The 21,128-nt window shown below is 34.7% G+C and carries 23 protein-coding genes; 11 read left to right on the top strand and 12 right to left on the bottom strand.

From position 1 onward, the window contains the following. The 3 genes from AEQU1_RS14425 to AEQU1_RS14415 all read left to right on the top strand — a co-directional run. Positions 1 to 188, top strand: a 188-nt coding sequence (locus AEQU1_RS14425) for a hypothetical protein (RefSeq protein WP_220092322.1), incomplete at its 5' end; no start/stop codon positions are given. Positions 189 to 752: 564 nt separating this feature from the next. Beyond that, entirely contained in the window at positions 753 to 893 is a 141-nt protein-coding gene (locus tag AEQU1_RS14420) for a hypothetical protein (RefSeq protein ID WP_181566789.1), read from the top strand. 39 nt (positions 894 to 932) lie between these two features. Then, positions 933 to 1,139, top strand: a complete 207-nt coding sequence (locus tag AEQU1_RS14415; RefSeq protein WP_111882218.1) for a hypothetical protein — start codon at positions 933 to 935, stop codon at positions 1,137 to 1,139. A 213-nt stretch (positions 1,140 to 1,352) separates the two neighbouring features. On the opposite strand, the gene AEQU1_RS14410 is transcribed toward AEQU1_RS14415, so the two are convergent. Both AEQU1_RS14410 and AEQU1_RS14405 read right to left on the bottom strand, forming a co-directional pair. Further along, positions 1,353 to 3,845, bottom strand: a complete 2,493-nt coding sequence (locus AEQU1_RS14410; protein ID WP_111882217.1) for an ABC transporter permease — start codon at positions 3,843 to 3,845, stop codon at positions 1,353 to 1,355. Between the two features lie 276 nt (positions 3,846 to 4,121). Next, positions 4,122 to 4,793 (bottom strand): ABC transporter ATP-binding protein, encoded by a 672-nt coding sequence (locus AEQU1_RS14405; RefSeq protein WP_111882215.1) that lies wholly within the window; start codon positions 4,791 to 4,793, stop codon positions 4,122 to 4,124. A gap of 147 nt (positions 4,794 to 4,940) precedes the next feature. On the opposite strand from AEQU1_RS14405, the gene AEQU1_RS14400 reads away from it, so the two are divergent. The 4 genes from AEQU1_RS14400 to thiE all read left to right on the top strand — a co-directional run bounded on the left by AEQU1_RS14400 (position 4,941) and on the right by thiE (position 8,927). Then, complete coding sequence (locus AEQU1_RS14400; protein WP_111882214.1) at positions 4,941 to 5,693, top strand: arylesterase; 753 nt, start codon at positions 4,941 to 4,943, stop codon at positions 5,691 to 5,693. Between the two features lie 126 nt (positions 5,694 to 5,819). Beyond that, positions 5,820 to 7,397, top strand: a complete 1,578-nt coding sequence (locus AEQU1_RS14395; RefSeq protein WP_111882212.1) for a T9SS type A sorting domain-containing protein — start codon at positions 5,820 to 5,822, stop codon at positions 7,395 to 7,397. 219 nt (positions 7,398 to 7,616) lie between these two features. Beyond that, positions 7,617 to 8,234 (top strand): DEAD/DEAH box helicase, encoded by a 618-nt coding sequence (locus AEQU1_RS14390; RefSeq protein WP_111882211.1) that lies wholly within the window; start codon positions 7,617 to 7,619, stop codon positions 8,232 to 8,234. A gap of 54 nt (positions 8,235 to 8,288) precedes the next feature. Then, complete coding sequence (gene thiE / locus AEQU1_RS14385) at positions 8,289 to 8,927, top strand: thiamine phosphate synthase (RefSeq protein WP_111882209.1); 639 nt, start codon at positions 8,289 to 8,291, stop codon at positions 8,925 to 8,927. Between the two features lie 123 nt (positions 8,928 to 9,050). Here thiE and AEQU1_RS14380 read toward each other — a convergent pair whose 3' ends face one another. The 3 genes from AEQU1_RS14380 to AEQU1_RS14370 all read right to left on the bottom strand — a co-directional run bounded on the left by AEQU1_RS14380 (position 9,051) and on the right by AEQU1_RS14370 (position 11,266). Then, positions 9,051 to 9,242: a cold-shock protein gene (locus AEQU1_RS14380; protein WP_111882208.1), complete on the bottom strand. Its 192-nt coding sequence runs from the start codon at positions 9,240 to 9,242 to the stop codon at positions 9,051 to 9,053. A gap of 435 nt (positions 9,243 to 9,677) precedes the next feature. Beyond that, positions 9,678 to 10,052, bottom strand: coding sequence for a group 1 truncated hemoglobin (locus tag AEQU1_RS14375; RefSeq protein WP_111882206.1), 375 nt, complete (start codon positions 10,050 to 10,052; stop codon positions 9,678 to 9,680). A gap of 131 nt (positions 10,053 to 10,183) precedes the next feature. Then, on the bottom strand, positions 10,184 to 11,266 hold the full coding sequence (locus AEQU1_RS14370; RefSeq protein WP_111882229.1) for a nickel-binding protein: 1,083 nt from the start codon (positions 11,264 to 11,266) through the stop codon (positions 10,184 to 10,186). A 202-nt stretch (positions 11,267 to 11,468) separates the two neighbouring features. On the opposite strand from AEQU1_RS14370, the gene AEQU1_RS14365 reads away from it, so the two are divergent. Together AEQU1_RS14365 and AEQU1_RS14360 are read left to right on the top strand one after the other, a co-directional pair. Next, the gene (locus AEQU1_RS14365; protein ID WP_111882204.1) at positions 11,469 to 11,693 is read left to right on the top strand and encodes a hypothetical protein; all 225 of its coding nucleotides are present in this window, start codon (positions 11,469 to 11,471) and stop codon (positions 11,691 to 11,693) included. Between the two features lie 49 nt (positions 11,694 to 11,742). Further along, a complete protein-coding gene (locus AEQU1_RS14360) occupies positions 11,743 to 12,201 on the top strand; it encodes a TspO/MBR family protein (RefSeq protein WP_111882203.1) in 459 nt (152 codons plus the stop codon). A gap of 44 nt (positions 12,202 to 12,245) precedes the next feature. On the opposite strand, the gene AEQU1_RS14355 is transcribed toward AEQU1_RS14360, so the two are convergent. From AEQU1_RS14355 to AEQU1_RS14335, 5 genes are all read right to left on the bottom strand, one after another. Beyond that, positions 12,246 to 13,049 carry a haloacid dehalogenase type II gene (locus AEQU1_RS14355; RefSeq protein WP_181566788.1) on the bottom strand — a complete coding sequence of 268 codons (804 nt, stop codon included), beginning with the start codon at positions 13,047 to 13,049 and terminating at the stop codon, positions 12,246 to 12,248. Between the two features lie 177 nt (positions 13,050 to 13,226). Beyond that, positions 13,227 to 13,874 carry a DsbA family oxidoreductase gene (locus AEQU1_RS14350; protein WP_111882201.1) on the bottom strand — a complete coding sequence of 216 codons (648 nt, stop codon included), beginning with the start codon at positions 13,872 to 13,874 and terminating at the stop codon, positions 13,227 to 13,229. A 3-nt stretch (positions 13,875 to 13,877) separates the two neighbouring features. Then, positions 13,878 to 14,192 carry an EthD family reductase gene (locus AEQU1_RS14345; protein WP_111882200.1) on the bottom strand — a complete coding sequence of 105 codons (315 nt, stop codon included), beginning with the start codon at positions 14,190 to 14,192 and terminating at the stop codon, positions 13,878 to 13,880. 77 nt (positions 14,193 to 14,269) lie between these two features. Then, positions 14,270 to 14,833: a carboxymuconolactone decarboxylase family protein gene (locus AEQU1_RS14340; protein ID WP_111882198.1), complete on the bottom strand. Its 564-nt coding sequence runs from the start codon at positions 14,831 to 14,833 to the stop codon at positions 14,270 to 14,272. A gap of 69 nt (positions 14,834 to 14,902) precedes the next feature. Further along, positions 14,903 to 15,466, bottom strand: a complete 564-nt coding sequence (locus tag AEQU1_RS14335; protein ID WP_111882196.1) for a TetR/AcrR family transcriptional regulator — start codon at positions 15,464 to 15,466, stop codon at positions 14,903 to 14,905. A 537-nt stretch (positions 15,467 to 16,003) separates the two neighbouring features. On the opposite strand from AEQU1_RS14335, the gene AEQU1_RS14330 reads away from it, so the two are divergent. After that, positions 16,004 to 19,390, top strand: a complete 3,387-nt coding sequence (locus tag AEQU1_RS14330) for a PAS domain S-box protein (protein WP_111882195.1) — start codon at positions 16,004 to 16,006, stop codon at positions 19,388 to 19,390. Next, positions 19,374 to 19,781, top strand: coding sequence for a two-component system response regulator (locus tag AEQU1_RS14325; RefSeq protein WP_111882193.1), 408 nt, complete (start codon positions 19,374 to 19,376; stop codon positions 19,779 to 19,781). The genes AEQU1_RS14330 and AEQU1_RS14325 overlap by 17 nt, the downstream gene beginning before the upstream one ends. 264 nt (positions 19,782 to 20,045) lie before the next feature. Here AEQU1_RS14325 and msrA read toward each other — a convergent pair whose 3' ends face one another. Continuing rightward, on the bottom strand, positions 20,046 to 20,582 hold the full coding sequence (gene msrA / locus AEQU1_RS14320; protein WP_408730912.1) for a peptide-methionine (S)-S-oxide reductase MsrA: 537 nt from the start codon (positions 20,580 to 20,582) through the stop codon (positions 20,046 to 20,048). 17 nt (positions 20,583 to 20,599) lie between these two features. Beyond that, complete coding sequence (gene msrB, locus AEQU1_RS14315; protein WP_111882190.1) at positions 20,600 to 21,058, bottom strand: peptide-methionine (R)-S-oxide reductase MsrB; 459 nt, start codon at positions 21,056 to 21,058, stop codon at positions 20,600 to 20,602. Positions 21,059 to 21,128 lie beyond the last annotated feature (70 nt).

The following is a 21,128-nucleotide window of genomic DNA, read 5'->3' as shown; positions in this document are numbered from 1 at the left end:
GTATAGAACAGAATATTAGAGTTCTTATGTGCTATGATGAAGGTCTTTTAAAACATTTAAAAAAATCATATATATTTCTTTATCGTAGAAAAAAGCTAAAAGAATCCATTATATCAAAAAAATTCGGAAAAGAAAATTTTAATAATATTAAAATGAATTTTGGAGATGGGGATTGTAGCTTTGCTTAATAAATAATCAATATATAGTTCATTAAAAGACATTAGTCTAACTATCCCATTCCACACACTTTTCCTCCACGCCCCTGCCTCACAAAAAAGAGTGTTGCATTACATCCTAAAAGAAACATTTGGAAAGAAAACTTTTTTAAAGAAACATTCGGCAAATAAACTTTACTTTTTTCCAAAGCAAAGTTACATAACGCAAACATTATAGAACAAAAAGGATATTTCGTTTTTCACATTAAAAAGTGTGCTATGTTGCTATAATTCTATATTATGTAAAATATCCCAGAATGTTCCGTACGCTTAATTAAAAATCCGTTGGGGGTTATTAAAGTTTTTGGTTTACGTCTGATTTCAAGTTTCCGTTGGTATGTTCTATAATTAGACGCGCCGCTTGTACTGAGCTTGTCGAAGTATGAAATTGCCGCGCGCTGTGATTAATCATCCTTTTTTAACTTATCAAAGGGAAGTGTTTGTTAAATAGTGTTAGGAAGCATGCTAAACAGCCAATAATTTAATAGCTTGTATAACAAATGCTAAAACAGCATTAAATAATTTAAATAAAATACTATGAAAACACCAAATTTTGAAGACAAACAAGGAAAACACCCAATCCCCCATGCAAAAGGAATCGCGAAGGACGATAACCTTCACCCAAAATCTCAAACAGATGGAAAAGGTGCAAAAAATAAAAATCAAGAAGAAGAGTAAAAGTTAACAGGTTAAAATAACCACTAAAAAAATACTACAATGGATAAGAAAACACCTATGCTAGATCCTAAGCATAAAAACGAACAGAATATAGAAAAACAAGATAGTCCTAAAGAACCGAATTCAAAACCGGAGGCTGTAAAAGAACCTAAAAAAGAAGATCCCGAAAAGGTCCCAGAATCAAATGATCCTGCGGGCTATGGCGAAGCGGATAACGTTAAGGAATCTCCCTATAAAAAGAAATAGTCCCTTCGATACTACCTTCTATCGTAGGTCACTCAAAAACCTGCATTCCGTAAAATCAATGTGCAGATTATCACGGTGTACGAGTGAATTTCAAAAAAGCGAAGCGGCTTTGAAATTTGTATCGAGGCCCCGCAACGATTTCACGCATCATTCCTCAAGACTAATACAAGACAACAGAAAACCCACAACAGACAACCCACAACCCACAACTAATCACCCACCCTTCCTCAAAACCTCAAGCGGCGAACTCCGTAAAACCTCCCGAATATTACTCAACCCAATCCCCAAAACCAAAAGGGAAATTCCCGGCAGAAAAACTAAAAATGGAATAAGCGAAGGTGTAAAAGGTTCTTCAAATACAAATACTGCCAAAAGCAAACTGCTAATCAGCGCTAAAAGAATTCCCAAGAGACTGCCCAAAATTCCTAGAAATAGATATTCAAGGGCGGTAATGGTAAGTATCTGTTTGTTTTTCGCGCCCAAGGTTCGCAATAACACACTTTCTTTTATTCGCTGATATTTACTGGTACGCACAGAACCAATCAGAACAATAATCCCTGTAAGTATGCTGAAAAACGCCATAAAATTAATAATCCAAGATACCTTGTTCAGAATATCTTCTATTACCGTAAACATCTGCCTTAAATCTATAACAGACACATTTGGAAATTTAGTAACTAAATCCCGTTGCAGTTTCGCCGAACTAGCTTCCGTGGGCGCATAGGTGGTTAATACATTAAACTGTGGCGCGTTTTCCAACACACCTTTTGGAAATAACACTGTAAAATTGGGTTGCAGACTAGTCCAATCCACTTTTCGGATGCTCCTAACAACCGTTTCCATAAGTACGCCCTGTACATTAAAAACAATAGGATCGCCAATAGTTACCTTGGCATCTTCAGCCAAATTATCGGAGATAGAGATCTGGATGGTATCTTTTGCATTATGCACAGCCACCCACTCCCCTGCAATAATTTCTTCGGAATCGGTAAGATCACTCCTATAGGTGGTTCTAAACTCGTGGTTTAAAAGCCAGCCTTTTACTTGGGAAGTACTGTCCGTTCGCAAGCTGTTTACCAATTCATTTTTTATGCTGTGCATACGCATCGTCACAATTGGAATATTATCCAATATCGTCAAGTCATTCGCCTTAAAGGTTTTTTCCACCTCGGCTATTTGGTCCGGTTGCACGTCCAAGGTTATCAAGTTTGCACTTTCTGAAGTTTGCCCTAATGCGGCTTTATCGAGTAAAATATCTTTTGTGAAGTACAGCGTACTTATCAAAAATGTACCCAAACCAATAGCTACCAGCAACACAACAGTTTGATTGTTGGGACGAAATAAATTCAGCAGACTTTGCCGTGTAGTAAACCCTGCCCCCTTAGGAAAGTACCTTTTAACCAAGTTCATGCTACCAATGGCAATACCCGCAAGAATACCGAAGGTGACGAGTATTCCCCCGATAAAGGCCAAGGCAAATAACCAATCTTTCAGTAGCCAATAAGAGAACCCAAATAAAAATAAAACAATCACAGCAATGGCACTATAACGGGCCTTTGCTGACTGTTTAAAAGTGTCTCCGCTAAATCGTAACACTTCCAATGGCGAAACATACCAAGTGCGCAACAAAGGTAATAATGCGAATAAAACCGACATCACCAAACCTAAAAGAATGCCTATTATCAACGGTTGCGCGGTAATACTAATGGTAATATCGAAGGGTAAAAACCCTTTCAATACAATAGGAAAAAGTTCTTGCAGCCCCACTCCTATTGCAGTTCCAATAATACCACCCATGATTCCTATGCCTGCAATCTGTATCAGGTAAATCAGAAAGCTTTGTTTTCTAGAGGCACCAAGACATTTTAGGACTGCAATCGCCTTTATTTTTTCCTTGATATAGATATTTACCGAGCTGGCAATCCCTACGCAGCCTAACAATAGCGCAATAAAGGCGGTTAGGTTTAAAAACGACCCTACATTGTCATATCGGCGTCCCAATCTGCTGCTCGTGCTGGTGTGGGTATCCAAATCTGCGTTTTCTGCTTTGAGCATAGGTTCTATGCTTTTTTCTAGTGCCACTAAATCTGTATTGGGTTGCTTGAAAAAATACTGATATTCCTTTCGGCTTCCGAACTGTAATAATTCGGTCTCGGCTATCAATCGATAGGGAATAACTACTAAGGGAGCAACAGAACTGGAGACAGCGTTATTCCCAGGAATGGCATTTAATGCCCCAGCTATGGGCAAGGTTATTTCGCCTATTTTTATGGAGTCGCCAGCTTGAAGATTGTATTGCAACATTAAGGTTGCATCAACCAAAGCACTACCTAAATCTTGATATGAAGTAGCAGCTGTAACAGGCTGTGTTTTAAGTGTTCCGTAAAAAGGGAAATCGCCCTGTAAGCCCCGCACACGTACTAATTTAGTACCGTCATTTTTCGGAAAAGCAGCCATCGACACAAAGTTTACTTCCGATGCGTCAGGTTTTAAAGAATCTATAATTGCCTGCGCTCGCTCGTTTGGAAGCTGATCTGTATCAATAAGGAAATCGGCCCCCATCAAGGACTTTGATTGCGTCTGAATATTGGCGGTTAGGTTCTGGCCGAACAACTGTATGGAAACCACGGCCGCAATCCCCAATATTATGGAAGCCATAAAAAGCAGTAATCGCACCCTACTGGCTTTGGCATCGCGCCAAGCCATTTTAAAAAGCCAAGCGGGGTTTGTTGTTGATTTTAATTGAGATTTGTTCAAGGTTTTAATATTGTTTTGTTTTTTGATTGACGTAGGATTTTAAGACATAGGACGTAGGACAAGTACGTGGTTAATAATGGGATGTTTATTTCAAAAAAAAGGTTTCTTACGTCATACTTCTTTTAATCTTATGTCAATTTTCAAATCTCGACTTAGAACGAATACGCCGTTATAATGAAATCTTCATTTTAAAAACAAGGCTGTCTTACGTCCTTTAGTCTTAAGTCAATTAATTAAAATCTGACCTCCTTTTAATCTTAAGATTTGCTGCGTTCTTGCAGCCAAATCTAAGTCGTGGGTAATAATCACTAGCGTAGTTCCTGCCTCTTCATTTAGGTTAAAAAGTAATTGTATCACTTTCTCGCCAGTTTCCTCGTCTAAATTCCCAGTAGGTTCATCTGCAAATAAAATAGCCGGGCTATTGGAAAAAGCCCTTGCAACAGCCACTCGCTGCTGCTCCCCACCCGATAGTTGTGATGGGTAATGGTGCAGGCGATCACCCAAACCCACTTTTTCTAATAACTCTTTCGCTTTACTCGCAGCGTTTTTGGCGCCTTGTAATTCTAATGGCACACTAACATTTTCAAGGGCAGTTAAGGTTGGCAATAATTGAAAATCCTGAAAAATAAACCCCACTTCTTCATTGCGCAATTGCGCTCGTTCGTCTTCGTTAAGGGTATTTAAAATATGTCCGCATAATTCAACCGTGCCAGCACTGGGCGTATCTAGTCCTGCAGCTAAGCCCAATAAGGTGGTCTTTCCACTACCCGACGGGCCAACGATGGAGAATGTTTGTCCTTTTTCAACTTCAAAGGAAACATTGTGAAGGACCGTTAATTCCTTGGAACCACTTTTATAAGTTTTTTCCAGCCCGTTTATCTTTAATATCTTTGCCATTTAATTTTATATATATGTCCGTTTGAGCGCAGTCGAGAACTCTTCGTCTATTCAAGCCGTTCAAGCACAGTCGAGAACTATACGATAGAATAACCAAAATTTGAATATAACTACCTACCTTTAATTTTAATAATAATCACAGCACTTATGCCAAACCCCAAAATTACAGAAACCCTTTTAAATAGTACAGTTTCCAAATATCCAAACCTCTTAAAGTTTTGTTATTTCCTGATGGTTTTTGTCGTTATCTCCTGCGGAAATGACACAAAATCAAAAACCACTACAGAAACAAACGAAAATGTCACTACAGAAACGGAAACTCCAACAACTTCTTCAAGCAAGACCATCTTATTTTATGGCGACAGCATTACGGCGGGCTATGGTCTGGATGACACTAACGATGCTTTTCCTGGGATTATCCAGTCTAAAATTGACTCCTTAGGTTTAAGTTATGAAGTTGTAAATTCTGGACTGAGCGGGGAAACTTCCGCTGGCGGCAAAAGTAGAATCGATTGGATTCTCAATCAAGATATCGATATATTCGTGCTGGAACTAGGTGCAAACGACGGCCTACGCGGACTACCTATAGCAGAAACCAAAGCCAATTTGCAAGCAATTATAGATGCCGTAAAAGCCAAAAACCCCAGCACGAAGATTATTCTGGCAGGGATGCAATTACCCCCCAATATGGGACAAGAATACACAACCCAATTTAAAACCGTTTTCTCCAACCTGGCTTCAGAAAATAACATTGCCTTTATTCCTTTTATTTTGAAGGATGTTGGCGGTGTTAAGGAATTAAATCAGAATGATGGGATACATCCTACAGCGGAGGGGCATAAAATTGTTGCTAAGAATGTTTGGGAAGTGCTTGTTACGATTGTTAATAGTGAATCTTAAATCTCACAAGTTATATTTTGAAATTATACTGAAAGGTATTACGTCTTTAATAAGAGTTTATAAGGCAATTGACGTATTGATATAATTTTTTAAACAGGGTATTATTGTTTAAAAATTTATACTATTATGAAACATTACATTATTTTACTCGCTGCATTTACAACATTAATAATGAATGCTCAAGACCCCCAAATAGAATGGCAAAAAACTTTGGGAGGAAATTTTTCAGATATGGGTCGGGTGGCTGCACCATCGCCAGATGGAGGTTCGTTAATTGCAACTTCTTCCTTATCAAACATTTCCGGAAATAGAACAGTTCCCTTAATTGGTATTACAGATGTTTGGTTAATAAAATTAAATGCTGCAGGTAATGTACAATGGCAAAAAGCCATTGGTGGATCCGGTTCAGAAACTCCATCTTCTTTGGAATCCACTAGTGATGGAGGTTATATTTTAGGAGTTTTATCAAATTCTGACTCTTCTGGTGATAAGTCTGAAAACTCGATTGGTGGAAAAGATTTTTGGATTGTAAAATTAAATGAAGACGGAACTATTGCTTGGGAAAATACTATTGGCGGATCAGAAGATGAAACGGCGCCAAAAGTTGCTCAAACACTGGATGGAGGATATCTTGTAGGTGGGTCTTCTTTCTCAAATATTTCGGGAGATAAAACCGAAAATAATGTTGGAGACAGAGACTATTGGGCATTAAAATTAGATTCAAATGGAATCATTGTTTGGCAAAATACCATTGGTGGCGTTGACCTTGACCAATTAAATGATATTTTGGTATTGAGCAACGGCAACTATATTTTAGGAGGTAATTCAAACTCTAACGCGTCTGGAGATAAGTCTGAGAATTCAAATGGAAGTGACGATTATTGGATTGTAAATCTTAATGCTTTAGGTGATATTGTTTGGGAAAATACAATAGGTGGTAATGACGGCGATTATTTAAAATTTCTTGTTCAAAAAGACAGTGAGACTATTTTGGTTGGAGGAAATTCCTTCTCTGGGATTTCTGGAGATAAATCAGAATCTTCCAGAGGAGAACAGGATTTATGGATTCTTACTTTGGGATTAAGTGGAAACATACTGTCTCAAAAAACTCTTGGTGGCGATTTAAATGAATTTGCTGCAAATGCCGTAATTACAGATTCAAATAAATATATTGTTGGCTCAGCATCATCATCTTCAGCTTCTGGAGACAAGAATGAAGATAGTCAAGGCAGCACCGATTATTGGATATTATATTTGGATGAAAATTTTAATATCCTTGATCAAAATACCATTGGCGGCTCTAACAATGATTCTATGTCAACAATTATTAAAGATATAAATGATGAAATTATTTTGGTGGGATCTTCAATGTCTGATATTTCAGGAGACAAAACTGAAAATTCATTGGGTGGCTTTGATGCTTGGATTATAAAATTGAAAAATTTCGCATTGGGCATTGAAGAAATAACTTATTCTGAAATAAGTGTATACCCCGTTCCTGCAAGTGATGAAGTATATTTTTCAATTCAAAATAACGTTTTTGAGCAGATTGAAATCTACGATGCTTTAGGGCGATTAATTACTTCGAATTATCCGAAAACTAATCTATATACTTTAGATATTTTGAACTTTTCAAGTGGGATATATTTCTGCGAAGTAGTTGTAAGCGGGAAGAAAACAATCAAGAAATTTATAAAGAAGTAACACCTTTATTTTCTATAAATTACAAGACAGTTTTATAATGAAAGAGAGGAACAAATTACATCTAAAATTGATGTAATTTGTTCCTTTTTATTTGTTGAATTTGATAATTCCTTTATCGAACTATAAAAATAGAAAATCCCACAACAGCCCTATAGTTAATTGTATATTTGCCATGATTAGTATATTTAGTAAGCTAATTCTTCATCTGTAAAAAATTCTATGCCTTTTAAAAAACTACATCCAGATATCCAAGAGAAGCTCGAGCAACTTGAAATAACCACTCCTACTCCTTTTCAGAGCGAGAGCATTCCTATAATTAAAAGTGGTTCCAATGTGTATTGCGTTGCTCCAAAAGACAGCGGTAAAACCACTACACTAATACTTACTACTTTGCAAAAATTGAAATGCAGGGCCATTGGAAACGCCCCAAGGGCGGTGATTCTTGTAGAAAACAAGGAAAAGGCCATGGAGCTATACGATATTTTTCTATCCTACACTAAATACAATTCATTACGAATTTATGTGGGCTATGAAGAACTTCATAATGACGTACAAAAATCTGAAATCGCTATGGGTGTTGATATTCTTATTTCTACACCAAAGTCCATGAATAAGTTGTTTTTAACGAATGGGGTGAGTATCTCAGATCTAAAAATATTTAGCATAGACGACGCCGAATTTCTAACACAAAAATCCACGTATGAGGCTATTATGTCAATTACCCAAAGTATTCAAAAATGCCAATATGTGCTGTATTCAGAAAAAATGCACCCCGTTTTGAAACGTTTTGAAGAATATTTTATGGAATACTCCAAGATTGTGAATCTTGAGTCGTGAGTCGTGAGTCGTGAGTCGTGAGTCGTGAGTTGAAATTAAATTAATTAAAAAGCAATGATATCCAAACTACATTATATAACTCAAGGAAGTTCTCCAAAAGAGCATCTGGAAAATATTCAAAAAGCTTGCAATTCCGGGGCTGAATTGGTGCAATTGCGTTTAAAAGGTGTTTCAGAAAAGAAATTATTAAAATTTGCTAATGAGGCTAGAGAAATCACCGCGCATTTTCAAACCAGACTAATCATTAATGATCATTATAAAGTTGCAAGAGAAGTTAAAGCAGATGGAGTGCACTTGGGAAAATCTGATGTCTCCCCTACTGTAGCTAGAAAGTTTTTATACTCTTGGCAAATTATTGGGGGCACAGCAAATACCATGCAAGATTGCGAAGCGTTACTCGATAAACAAGTGAATTATATCAGTTTAGGCCCCTTTAGAACAACAACTACTAAAACAGATTTACCTCCAACGCTAGGCTTAGCGGGCTATACTGCCATTACAGATGTTTTAAAAACCGGCACCCCAATAATTGGTGTGGGAGGAATTACAACAACAGATGTTACAGCCATTTTAGATGCAGGCATATCGGGAATTGCTGTTTCGGAAGCAATTACCCGCGATTTTAATAGTATAAAAGTATTTAACCAATTGCTTAATGCATCATCTACTGCAGAGCAACGGTATACCTTTTAGTAACCTATAAGGTGTAATTTACAACGTGTAGTGAATTCCACTAGTTTCAGTAGATGAAGCGGATGGGTAATAAAAAAGCCCATCGGTTAAGACGGGCTTTTTTTGAAAATATAAGAATATATATTAGATAACTTTTACGTTTACTGCGTTTAATCCTTTGTTTCCTTCTTGAAGGTCAAATGTAACTTCATCACCTTCTCTAACCTCATCGATTAATCCAGAAATGTGTACAAAGTGATCTTTTTCAACTCCTTCTTCAGTGATGAATCCAAAACCTTTAGTGTCGTTGAAAAATTTTACTGTTCCTTTACTCATTGTAATGTAATTTAATTTATTAATATTTATTAGTTTGCAAAGATGGTGCCATTAATTTAAATTACTGCTAATAAGTTCATTTATTATTACTGTCTTGATGAATTTGTGTTTTCTTGGCTGAAAGTAAGAATATTTAGATTTATAATTATGAAGAAATCCAACTTCTGCAATTATGGCATATTGCATTATTAAATTTCTATTAAACATAGATGAATCCTTCTGGAATAAACGTAAAATAAGATTTCAAGAATTTACTACACTAATGCTTACCAGTATTAACACCAATCAATTATAAGGTCCATCATAAGTGCAATAACGTCTTCAACAACCAACTACCATATTCAACAGCCTAAAAATGTATAGGTTAGATTAAAACCTCTATGATTTTGGGAGCAATCTCCAACTGAGTTTTTCATGTGCTTACTATTTGTGTTGCTATTTTGAAATTATCATATCTTTTAAGGACCACAGTATGGCCAATACATCTTTTTTTGATTCCTCTGAAATGGAATTTTTATCCAATGCAGCAAAAATATCGTCTATTACGTGCATGTATTCTACGGGACTTATATTCATACCAGTATGGGTAGTTACCATATCTTTCCCTTTATAGTGTTCAGTACCTCCACTTCCGGCACAGAAAAAATCTATAGTGTGTTTTTTAATAATGGCTAATTGTTCTGGTTTTTCTTTAAAAGGTAGAAACCGAGCGTTTATAGCTGGGTTATTCATATGCGCAATTACAGTATCATCTACTATCAATGATATGCCTTCTTTGCCACCTAAGCGTTCATAAAGTGTTTTGGTCATAATATTTGGTTTTAGTTATAATCCAAAACTAAGGAGACAAAATAGTACACACCGCTATAATTAATTCAAAAAAGGATAATTTTGAACCATTGAAAAATTATAAGAAGCTGCTATTAAATTATTTAATGCTACTATATGTATTTTGAAGGAAGAATTTCATATTTACCCCTAAAGCATTTTGAAAAATACGCAGGACTATTAAAGCCAGTTTTAAAGGCAATCTCAGAGATATTATAGGTTTGTTTCTGCAGTAAAAGCAAGGCTTGTTCCAAGCGGTAATCCTTTATAAACGTATTGGGGGATTTTCCCAAGACAAACATCATTTTACGGTAAAGCTGCGACTTGCTGTAGCCTAACCTATTACAAAAGCCGCCTACATTTAAAGTGGTTTGATCCCATACCTGTTCTGTATGGTCCATAATATGATTAAGAAATTTTTCATCGGTGGTACTTAATGCCTGCACAATACTACTGTTAATAGGAACATTTAAATGTTCACTTTCGTATAAGTCCTTAACTTCAGATGCTATGGAGACTGGGCTATTAACATACTCGCATAAGCGCTCTGCCATTTTTATGGTGTCCTCAAAAATGCCCTCTTTTTCACTAACAGGAATCCCAGCGCTTATTCCTATTTTTAAATCTAAATTTGGAGTTATCACACAATTGTGAATGTCTTTAATTTTCAGCCCACAATGTATAGCATCAGTAACAGAAGCGAAAGACATTAAAAAGCTATAGGCTTCTTGCCGAACCAAACGGCCATTATATTCAGGCGTCAATGTTTTTATTGAAGAGGTGTAGCCCTTAATTGTGGCTTTTAAGGTTTCTATTTCGTTTACTCTTAAATTTTTATGTTTTATTTTAACAACTATAAGCGTTCTAAAAGCGGGATCGTTTATAATATTAAGGGTAGTTTTTTTAGATTTTTCTGGATCTTCTATACGCCCTAAAAAAGATTCTACAATGGCATCATTAACTTCAATAATACGTTGTGGAACAGCACCGTGCGAATGTTGGTGCAAATCTAAAACCGCCTGTTTATTTGGCGCATCTATTAAACAAAAAGCTGTTTGTCTTTTTTCATCACACCAGTAGGTTAATCCGCGGCAATTATATTTGTGCTCAATATCTAAATCGGCTTGATGCATTTCTGCAACATGCTTGGCTGAAACGCCATCAGGAAGATCATGGAAGTCCATGAATATTGGCATAATGTTGATTTTAAATGTAATATACATTATTTTTATTGTATAAATTCAAAAAACAGGCTTTCTGTGTTGTTGTTGAATTGTTAGATTATTGAGTTGGATTTTGTTAATTCTTGGTTTAAAGTAAGAGTTACTATTTTTTAAATCATTAAAAATTCATCTTCTGCAATTTTGGTATATTGCATTACTTTACTAAATCAGTATTATGAAATTAAACTTATTGTCTTGTGATGCGCAGCGGCCAGATAGAAGAGCTATAGCCCAATGTATTGTAGCTATTTCATTAACCGTGAACGAATCTTTAGCAAATGAACTTACAGATATTCTCTTAGAAGGAGACGCTGTAGATATAGAAGTGGAAGATAAAGACAGTGGTTCTGCCTTAAGAGCTTTACGAAAACTAGCTATTGATTACGAAATCATTGAATGAAATAAAGTATTGTTTTCAAATAACCGAGGTTTTCAAAAAATACATTTAAATGATTTATAGACTTATTATATTCTTAATACTAAATTTTGGTTCTATCGGCCTCGGAAGCGTATTGGCAGGTAAAGGTCCTCGGTCTGAATGGTATGCAACCATCAACAAAGCACCTTGGACACCACCGGGTTGGGTGTTTGGTGCCTCGTGGACACTAATAATGATTTGTTTTAGTATTTATCTGGCGTATTTATGGCCCGTGGTGGAAAACAAAAAAATTCTTGTTGGTGTATTAATACTCCATTATATACTGAATCTAGCTTGGAACCCAACTTTTTTTTACTATCACCAACTTTTGGCGGGACTTGTTATAATAAGCGGACTTACACTGGTTATTGGGTTCTTTTTATTTTATTATTGGTCCCAATTAGAGCTTAAATCGCTATTAATAGCACCGTATCTTATTTGGCTACTTATCGCCACTTCTTTAAATGCGTATGTTCTTCTGAAAAATTAATTTGTTGGACTATTGTTAAATTATGAAATTAGAACGATGAGGGACTAATCTCTCAATGCAATAAGCTTTTCTGAAATTATCATTAAATCCTTCTCATTAAATTCTGGAACTGGTGCCAACGGAAATAATTGCTTTCCGGGTCTACTAATAAAAGCTGCGCGCCATCCTGCCCACATAGCCCCGGCAACATCCCACCCGTGGGCTGCTATAAGCATACATTCTTCAGGTTTTACGCCCATTTTACGGGCAGCCCAGGAATAAGTGTCTGCAAATGGTTTGAACTTGCCCACGTCTTCAACACTTAATCTTTCATCAAAATATTCAGTTAAACCAGCGCTTTCAAATTGCTTTTTAACCCCTTCATTTGATGAATTGGTGAACGAAACTAATTTGTAGCCATCCTTTTTTAATTGTTTCAATGCAGCTTTTACTTCAGGATGGGCGGGTAGATCGCGTAGTGCATTTAATACAGTGTTTCTTGCTTCTTCCTCTGAGATTAAAATACCATTATTTGCAGCCACCATTTGCAGTGCTGCGGCTCCAATATTTCCAAACTGTTCATACTGCCCTCCTGCTGTAGTTACTAAGGAATATTGCAACATAGTAGTAAACCACAATGCCAGTAAATCTTCCCTTCCCCCCAATGCTTCACCAACCTGCTTTTTCATATTGGTAAGATCTAGGAGTGTTTCATTTACGTCAAAAAACAATATTTTAGGTCTAACCTTATTTTGGTAAATAGTTTGCTCCTTAGTTTCTACATTTCCTAAAGCTATACTTGGCATTAAAATTCCTGATGCTCCCATAAGTCCGATGTTTTTTATGAAATTTCTTCTGTTGTTTGTCATTTCAAAAATATTTATCTAATAGCTAGATTAATTATTATTAAAACCAAATACTTGATAATAACAGTGTTACGGTTATTAGTATTACTACCATTTTTGGCATTGGTTTTTCGTGAAATTCCAATGCCATGTATCAATTATTATGTTTTTTAATCCAAAATAACTTTGGTTCTAAAATGGTTACTGTTCTGCCATTAATTCAGAAAGTACTTCCTTAAAAAGGTCAACTGGCTGGGCCCCTGTTACAGCACTTTTTCTATTGAATACAATAGTTGGCACAGAACTAACGCCCATATTCTGCCAATAGCCTTCTTTACTCCTTACTTCGTAACGCGCATCTTCACTTTCTAATTTTGCTAAACCTTCTTCAGCATTTAAACCAACATCCAGTAAGGCTTGTTTTAAAATGTCTCTTTCGGAAACATCTTTTCTTTCGCTAAAAAAAGCGGTGGTAAGTCGCATCTGCAATTCGGTTTGCTTTCCAAACTCTTTTGCATAATCCAACAAAACGTGTGCGTTGAAGGTGTTTACCATTTTCATATCTTTAAAATAATCAAACGTAAAGCCGAGTTCTTTTCCAACAGCTGTCATTCGCTCTTGCGATTCTCTTTGCTGCTCTAAGGTAGATCCATATTTTTCGGAAATATGTTCAGTTACATTTTGGCCTTCTACTGGCATGTTTGGATTTAACTCAAAAGGTTGCCATTCTATTTCTATTTGATCTTCAATACCAAGTTCTGCAATGGCTTTTTCCAAACGTTTGTAGCCAATAGTACACCAAGGGCAAACCACGTCTGATACGATATCTATTTTCAATTTTTCTTTCATATTTTAAAATGTTATAAGTTCACTAATTTGAAGTTCGCCTTGAACGTTGCTGTAATTTTTTACATCAGCAGCAAAGGCTTCTGCGTGTGGCCCAAAGGCAGCATTAAATGACGCTACATCATTAAATTTTAAATGAGCAATTGCAATGTAGGGAGCTAATTCTCCTTCACTTCTACCAGCCAGACCTAAGTCTAACTCTAATCCTTTTAGAGCATCACCAACAGCATTGGAAAGCATTGGCAAATGATTATTTTTGTAATAGTCTACATCAAATTTTACATCTTTCCCGTTTGGGTACATAACAGATACTTTTATCATAATTATATTTTTTAAAAATTAATTGACCTTCCGAATAAACGGAAGGTTTATAACTTGCAATCAATGGTTTTTTAATATTAGGAAACCACTTTTTCTTTTGACCAAGCAAACTTTTTAGATCCTGCGTCTAAAGGTGTGTTTGCAATATGGTTTACATAATTACTGATTGTTTTTTGGGACAATCCTAAAATGATTTCTAACACTTGTCGTTCTTCATAACCAGCATTATAAAATGCTTTTAAATCCTCTTCTGTTACATTTCCACGATTGCGAACAATAGTTAAAGTCATAGTGCGTAAAGCTTCAAGTTTCGGATTCTCAAGAGGCGTTTCATTACGTAAAGCTTCTGTTATTGAATCATCAACTTTCATCATTTTTGCAATTCCTGTATGTGCTGGCACACAATAATGACAGGCGTGTTCTACGTTTATAGTCTGCCATACAACGGTTAATTCCTCCTCGTTAAATGAAGAGTTTACGAATAATTCGTGTAATTTTTGGTATGCTTCTAAGATTCCGGGCGCTCCGGCTAATACACCGTGCAAGCCAGGAATCATACCGTATGCGTTTTGTGATTTTTCTAATAATGCTTTACTGCCTTCTGGTGCGGTTTCAATGTTGTGAATTTTTAATGTTGTCATAAGTTCTAATTTAAATTATTAAAATTAATAATACCTAAACATTCGTTTAGATATAAATTAAAAAAAGGTTTATATATTTTTAAAGGTCATTTCAATATAGTCTTCAATTTCTTCTTTACTATTTACTCGTGAAGCCGCAGCTAATCCGTGCTTTGCCAATAATAGATAATTTGCTTGTTTGTGGACAGTTTCCTCATTCTTTGTAGCATCCATTTTCAATTTTTCAATGAATAATGCTTTTAGGTTATTCATAAATAAATTCATTTGTTCTTTTATTAATAAGTCTTCACTTTCGGAAAATTCATTATAGGTATTTGTAATTAAGCACCCTTTTTGATCAGCTTCTTTATAAATAATTGAAACAGAGTCGTAAAAAAATTGCTTAATATCTTCAACACCATTTGAAGCTTTACTGAATTTCTCAAAGATGTTGCTTACTTTCAGTTTATATGATTTTAAACTCTCAATAAAAAGACCATGCTTACTTCCAAAACTTGAATAAATAGAAAACTTATTGATGCCCATTTCTTTTTCCAGCATCTGCATTGAAGTATTTTCATAGCCGTTTTTCCAAAACAAGTTCATTGCTTTATTAACAACTTCTTCTTCCCTATATTCTTTTTTTCGAGCCATATTTTCTTATTACAGCACAAAACTAAACAATCGGTTAGTTTTGAAAATACTTTTTAACTTATATTTAAATGTTTTATTAATTAAGGTATTTTTTTACAAAGTATATATAAGCACACAATCTTCTTATTAATATATCTCAAGCTATAAAATTTAGGGATTTTAATCAATTAAAAAGTATTGAAGCGAATAATTAGACACTCTTTTTAAAGACTTATAAAAATGTACTAAAAACAAATACGAAAAGTTGGATTTTAAATTAAAAACCAATTTTTAAAAATCTCTTTAAAAAATGATTATATTGTAATGTATAATAAATGAATTAAGTGTGAAAATCCCCATGTTTAAATAGGTATTTCTATTTGCATTTTTCTTTTATATTCATTGTATTGTTTTTATAATTGATATTTAAAAACAATCCAGCTTTAACTTAGTATATTATAACGCAATGAGTATGAAAAAATCCTACATCACTAAGTCTTTCCCTATATTAAAAAAACATTTTTCTTTATTGAATTATAACATTTAAGAGAATTGGTAATGCAAAAACTTACTAAATCTATTAAGAATAGGTATCTACTGTTTTTTATTACTATAATAATTATTATGGTAACGGTGTTGTTTATTATTCAGCGAAGTATCAATCTACAAGCTTCAAATGCATATTTAATCAGTACGGTTGGAAACCAAGGTATGCTTAGCCAGCGCATTATAAAGTCAATTATAGATTTTGACAATACTAAAAACAATACAAACACACCTGCCTTTGAAAGTCTCAAAAGCTTAACGTATCGCTTTGAAAATTCTCAAAATTATCTGCAAGAGCAGAACGATAAAATTAGAATAAATCCAATAGCAGATTCCTTATTAAAAGCTAGTAAACCCTATGCAGATATTATAATAGCTTCTGCTAGGGACATTATTAAGAATAGCGATTCACAAATTTTAAAAAATTCTCTCGAAAAGGTCAAAGAAGCCGAACTCCCCTATTCAATAATATTAAATAGCATCACTAATGAATACCTCAAAAATGCAGATGAAAATCTCAAGGATTTAAAACACATAATGTACATTCTTGCCATAATTGCTTTTTTAATACTGATTAGTGAATTTCTCTTTGTTTTGGCTCCTGCCTTAAATCACCTTATCAAAAAAAATAAGGAGCTTTTAAAATCCAATAGCGAGTTGGCTATTTCAGAAAACAAATTGAAGTTGAGTATGATTGAGCTAACTAAGCTCAAAACAGATCTTGAGACCTCTGAGGAATACAATAAAATTTTTATTGAACAGGCCCCTACAGCTATTGCAATGCTTGATAAGGAAATGAAATATATAGCCGTATCACAGCAATGGATAAGAGATTACAAAATGGAAGGGAAACAAATTATTGGTAGATCCCATTATGACATCTTTCCCGAAATTGGTGATGATTGGAAGGAAAATCATCAAAAATGTCTTAATGGAGCCATTGATAGTTGTGATGAAGCCCCTTTTAAACGTGCCGATGGAACAGTACAATGGATTTATTGGGATGTAAGACCTTGGTATATTTCTGAAGGCGAAATTGGGGGGCTGATTATGCATACAGGCGATATAACAGCTTTAAAAGAAAAGGATAGCGATAGAATTCGAATCCAAAAAATACTTGATAAAACCAATGAGGTTGCAAGAATAGGAACCTGGGAAGTAGACCTAGAAAACAATAAAGTTATTTGGAGTAAAGTTGTCTGTGAAATTCATAATGTACCCCAAGATTATAAACCGGGTTTAAATACAGCAATAAATTTTTTTAAGGAAGGAAAAAGCAGAGATACTATTGAAGAAGCTGTGAAACAAGCCGCGGAAAAAGGCACTCCCTATGATATAGAAGTGGAATTGGTAACTACAACTGGTACTGTTGTTTGGACTCGGGCTATTGGCCAGTCAGAAATGGTGGACGGCAAGTGTACGCGTCTTTTTGGAGTATTTCAAGATATAAATAATATAAAAATTTCACAGATTGCTTTAAATAAAGCGCATACCGAACTAAAAGCAATATTTAACTCTGGTGCCGTTGCTATTGTAGCTACTGAAATTGATGGTATTATTAGTCAATTCAATCGCGGTGCAGAAATCTTAACTGGATATTCAGCCTCTGAAATGATTGGCTTACAGAGACCTAAAATTTTCCATTTTCAAGAGGAATTTGATGCATTTAGAATTGACATTGCAAAATTATACCATAAAGATCCGGTAGGATTAAGTGCACAGGAAGAATTGGCTAAGCACGATGCATATGATACTCGTGAGTGGAATTATAAAAGAAAAGATGGATCAACTATACCTATACAATTAACCTTAACATCAATAAAAGATGAAAAAGGTGAACTTATTGGTTTTTTAGGAATCTCAACAGATATTTCAGAAAAGAGAATTGCAGAAAATGAACTATTGCGAAAAAATCAGTTACTTAATTTCGCCGAAGAGATTACATTGATGGGAAATTGGCAATGGGACACTGTTATAGACAAAGTAGAATGGTCTAATAACCTTTATAATATTTTCAAACTTGATAAGGAAACTAAAAGTTTAAGTTTTGATACTTATTTCAATTTTGTGCATCCTGATGATAGAGATATTGTAACTAAATATTTTAGTAAAACCGTAGATGAAAAAAGTCTGCAAAGATTTACACATCGCATTATAGCAGGAGATGGAACGCTAAAAACTGTTCAGCTTTTAGGAGAGGTTATTACCAATGAAAAAAATGAGGTAGTTGAAATGATTGGAACATGCCAGGATATAACCGAACAAAGAATGGCAGAGAATAAATTCCGAGGTCTTTTAGAGTCTGCCCCCGATGCTATGGTAATAGTAAATGAAAAGGGAAAGATACAACTCATAAATAAACAAGCTGAAATATTATTCGGATACCATATTGACGAATTGTTCAATAAACCAGTAGAAATACTTATCCCTGCAAGATTTACCGACAATTACAACCACACTGAACAGCGCAATGGATTTTTTGCTAATCCGAATGTTAGGGCTATGGGAGTAGGAAAAGAAAAGGAATTATATGGAATTAATAAAAAAGGAAAGGAAATACCCATTCAAATAAGCCTTAGCCCCCTACAAACTGAAGAAGGACTCTTAGTTTCTGCAGCAATTCGTGATGTTACAGTGCAGAAATTAGCAGAACGCAAAATAATCCAAGCCAAAGAAAATTTAGAAACATTAACGCAACATCTTTCCGGACAAAATAAACAATTGGCAGATTTTGCGCATATTACATCTCATAACTTGCGTTCTCCAGTTAGTAATTTAAATGCACTATTACATTTATATGATATTGAAGAAAATGAAGATGAAAAAAAAGTATTATTCGAAAAATTTGAACTGGTAATTGGCCACCTTACCTCCACCCTCAATACTTTGATTGAAGCACTGAAAACTAAAAAAGTTAGTGAGAAAGATTTAGAATTAATAGATTTTGAAGAAACTCTTAATAAAACAAGAGAAATACTCTCAGGTCAAATTATTAAAACCAATTCAGTTATAACAAGTAATTTCTCTGAAGTACCCACTATTGAATATCATAAAACGTATTTGGAAAGTATTTTTCTTAATTTAATAACAAATGCCATAAAATATCGATCCCCAGATAGAAATCCCGAAATACATATTGAAACAAAAATAATTGAACAAAAAGTTAACCTTACAATACGGGATAATGGATTAGGGATGGATTTGGAAAAACACGGACATAAATTATTTGGACTATATAAAACATTTCACAGACACCCGGATGCTAAAGGCGTAGGACTTTATCTTACAAAAATACAGGTAGATACTATGGGAGGCACTATATTTGCAACAAGCAAAGTAAACAAAGGCTCTATTTTTACAATAATTTTTAATAATAACAGCGATGCAAAATTTCTATAATATCTGTATTATTGATGATGATAGTATATACCAATACACTATTACAAAGACAATTAGAGCATATAACCTAGCCAATGATATTATGGTGTTTTCTGATGGAGAAGAAGCCTTGGATTTTTTTATAAAAAATTTGGATACTAGTGAAAATCTTCCCGATATTATTCTTTTGGATATTAATATGCCTATAATGGATGGATATCAGTTTATGGATGAATACCTAAAAATTAAACCAAGAGTAGGAAAGAAAATCTTGATCTATATGGTGTCGTCATCTGTAGACCCGAATGATATTGAGAAAGCTAAAAGAATTGGAGAAATTTCTGATTACATCATTAAACCAATAAAACCTGGGGAATTAATTTCAATAGTTAGTTCTTTTCAGAACAATTGAAGTTAGTAGGTTAAATGCCAAGATATTGCAATAAGAAAGTAATTAATGCTTTTTTGGTTCTATTTGCATTGTTGATATTTTTTTATCCGACCATTCCAGTACTATTTTCGATTTCGAGCATAAAAATTCCTGTTCCTAATTAAAATTTTAATTTTTCTCTCATTCATTCTGAGTAATTATACTTGTCCAATTATTGCTATTTAGTTTTTTTAAAAAAGTATAGATATCTATGTTAAAAAGGCAATTAGGTAATTATTCATTATTTTATGCCGAAACATTTTTAAGTTTATCGGAGTGCATTTTACGTAGTCTTGCCAATTTTGGTGTTATTACTGCACTGCAATAGCCTGCAGATTGATTGTTTTTGTAATAATCTTGATGATTATCCTCTGCTTCGTAAAAGGTTTGTAAAGCACTTATTTCAGTTACTATTGGGTTTTCGTAATAAGGAGCCATTTCTTTAGCCACAGCTTCTGCTATTTCCTTTTGGCTTTCGTTGTGGTAATAAATAACAGAACGATATTGCGTACCCGCATCGCCACCCTGACGATTAAGCGATGTTGGATCGTGGCTAGTCATAAAAATGACTAATAGATCTTCATATGATATTATGGATGAATCAAAAGTTACCTGTACCACTTCGGCATGACCCGTTAATCCAGAGCACACTTCGCGATAAGTTGGTTTTCCAGGGACTGTTCCACCTGTATATCCAGACACTACCTTTTCTACTCCTTTAACTTCGTTAAATACAGCTTCTATGCACCAAAAGCATCCACCACCTACAGTCATTAATTCCATTTTATTGTTTTTCATTTTTAAACTTCCTTTCCTTTAGTTTGTAATTTCATTGATTCTGAATTAATGCAATAACGCAAGCCGCTTGGTGCGGGACCGTCAGGAAAAACGTGACCCAAATGGGCATCGCAGGTGTTGCACATAACTTCTACACGCACCATCCCAAAGGCAGTATCTTTTTCATATTGAATAGCATTTTCAGTAATGGGCTGTGTAAAACTAGGCCAGCCAGAACTTGATGAAAATTTTATTGTAGAGTCAAATAAAGGAGTATCACAGCAGACACAATTGTATTTTCCTTCATCATAAATACTGCAAAGAGCACCGCTATTAGGTGCTTCTGTTCCTTTTTTGCGGGTAATACGGAATTGTTCCGGAGTCAACAAAGCTTTCCATTCCGATTCAGTTTTTTCCACGCGCCTATCAGGAACGGGGTTGCCATTTAAAGTAAAATTTATTACTTCTTTCCAAGTTAACATATTGTCTTTTTTGATATTATTTCTAAATTAATTCTATTGTAGTTCTCGGTATATTTTGTCGTTAAAAATA

This window comes from Aequorivita sp. CIP111184, from assembly GCF_900489465.1.
Lineage (GTDB): Bacteria > Bacteroidota > Bacteroidia > Flavobacteriales > Flavobacteriaceae > Aequorivita.
This window is presented reverse-complemented; position numbering and strand designations above follow the sequence as displayed.

Excerpts from the sequence above, each read along its gene's own strand:
- AEQU1_RS14395 (WP_111882212.1), top strand. The coding sequence starts at position 5,820 with ATGAAACATTACATTATTTTACTCGCTGCATTTACAACATTAATAATG.
- AEQU1_RS14360 (WP_111882203.1), top strand. The coding sequence starts at position 11,743 with ATGATTTATAGACTTATTATATTCTTAATACTAAATTTTGGTTCTATC.
- AEQU1_RS14335 (WP_111882196.1), bottom strand. The coding sequence starts at position 15,466 with ATGGCTCGAAAAAAAGAATATAGGGAAGAAGAAGTTGTTAATAAAGCA.
- AEQU1_RS14370 (WP_111882229.1), bottom strand. The coding sequence starts at position 11,266 with ATGCCAATATTCATGGACTTCCATGATCTTCCTGATGGCGTTTCAGCC.
- AEQU1_RS14355 (WP_181566788.1), bottom strand. The coding sequence starts at position 13,049 with ATGACAAACAACAGAAGAAATTTCATAAAAAACATCGGACTTATGGGA.
- AEQU1_RS14420 (WP_181566789.1), top strand. The coding sequence starts at position 753 with ATGAAAACACCAAATTTTGAAGACAAACAAGGAAAACACCCAATCCCC.
- AEQU1_RS14380 (WP_111882208.1), bottom strand. The coding sequence starts at position 9,242 with ATGAGTAAAGGAACAGTAAAATTTTTCAACGACACTAAAGGTTTTGGA.
- AEQU1_RS14365 (WP_111882204.1), top strand. The coding sequence starts at position 11,469 with ATGAAATTAAACTTATTGTCTTGTGATGCGCAGCGGCCAGATAGAAGA.
- msrB (WP_111882190.1), bottom strand. The coding sequence starts at position 21,058 with ATGTTAACTTGGAAAGAAGTAATAAATTTTACTTTAAATGGCAACCCC.
- AEQU1_RS14330 (WP_111882195.1), top strand. The coding sequence starts at position 16,004 with ATGCAAAAACTTACTAAATCTATTAAGAATAGGTATCTACTGTTTTTT.
- AEQU1_RS14400 (WP_111882214.1), top strand. The coding sequence starts at position 4,941 with ATGCCAAACCCCAAAATTACAGAAACCCTTTTAAATAGTACAGTTTCC.
- AEQU1_RS14325 (WP_111882193.1), top strand. The coding sequence starts at position 19,374 with ATGCAAAATTTCTATAATATCTGTATTATTGATGATGATAGTATATAC.
- AEQU1_RS14410 (WP_111882217.1), bottom strand. The coding sequence starts at position 3,845 with ATGGCTTGGCGCGATGCCAAAGCCAGTAGGGTGCGATTACTGCTTTTT.
- AEQU1_RS14405 (WP_111882215.1), bottom strand. The coding sequence starts at position 4,793 with ATGGCAAAGATATTAAAGATAAACGGGCTGGAAAAAACTTATAAAAGT.
- AEQU1_RS14350 (WP_111882201.1), bottom strand. The coding sequence starts at position 13,874 with ATGAAAGAAAAATTGAAAATAGATATCGTATCAGACGTGGTTTGCCCT.
- AEQU1_RS14345 (WP_111882200.1), bottom strand. The coding sequence starts at position 14,192 with ATGATAAAAGTATCTGTTATGTACCCAAACGGGAAAGATGTAAAATTT.
- AEQU1_RS14415 (WP_111882218.1), top strand. The coding sequence starts at position 933 with ATGGATAAGAAAACACCTATGCTAGATCCTAAGCATAAAAACGAACAG.
- AEQU1_RS14390 (WP_111882211.1), top strand. The coding sequence starts at position 7,617 with ATGCCTTTTAAAAAACTACATCCAGATATCCAAGAGAAGCTCGAGCAA.
- thiE (WP_111882209.1), top strand. The coding sequence starts at position 8,289 with ATGATATCCAAACTACATTATATAACTCAAGGAAGTTCTCCAAAAGAG.
- msrA (WP_408730912.1), bottom strand. The coding sequence starts at position 20,582 with ATGGAATTAATGACTGTAGGTGGTGGATGCTTTTGGTGCATAGAAGCT.
- AEQU1_RS14375 (WP_111882206.1), bottom strand. The coding sequence starts at position 10,052 with ATGACCAAAACACTTTATGAACGCTTAGGTGGCAAAGAAGGCATATCA.
- AEQU1_RS14340 (WP_111882198.1), bottom strand. The coding sequence starts at position 14,833 with ATGACAACATTAAAAATTCACAACATTGAAACCGCACCAGAAGGCAGT.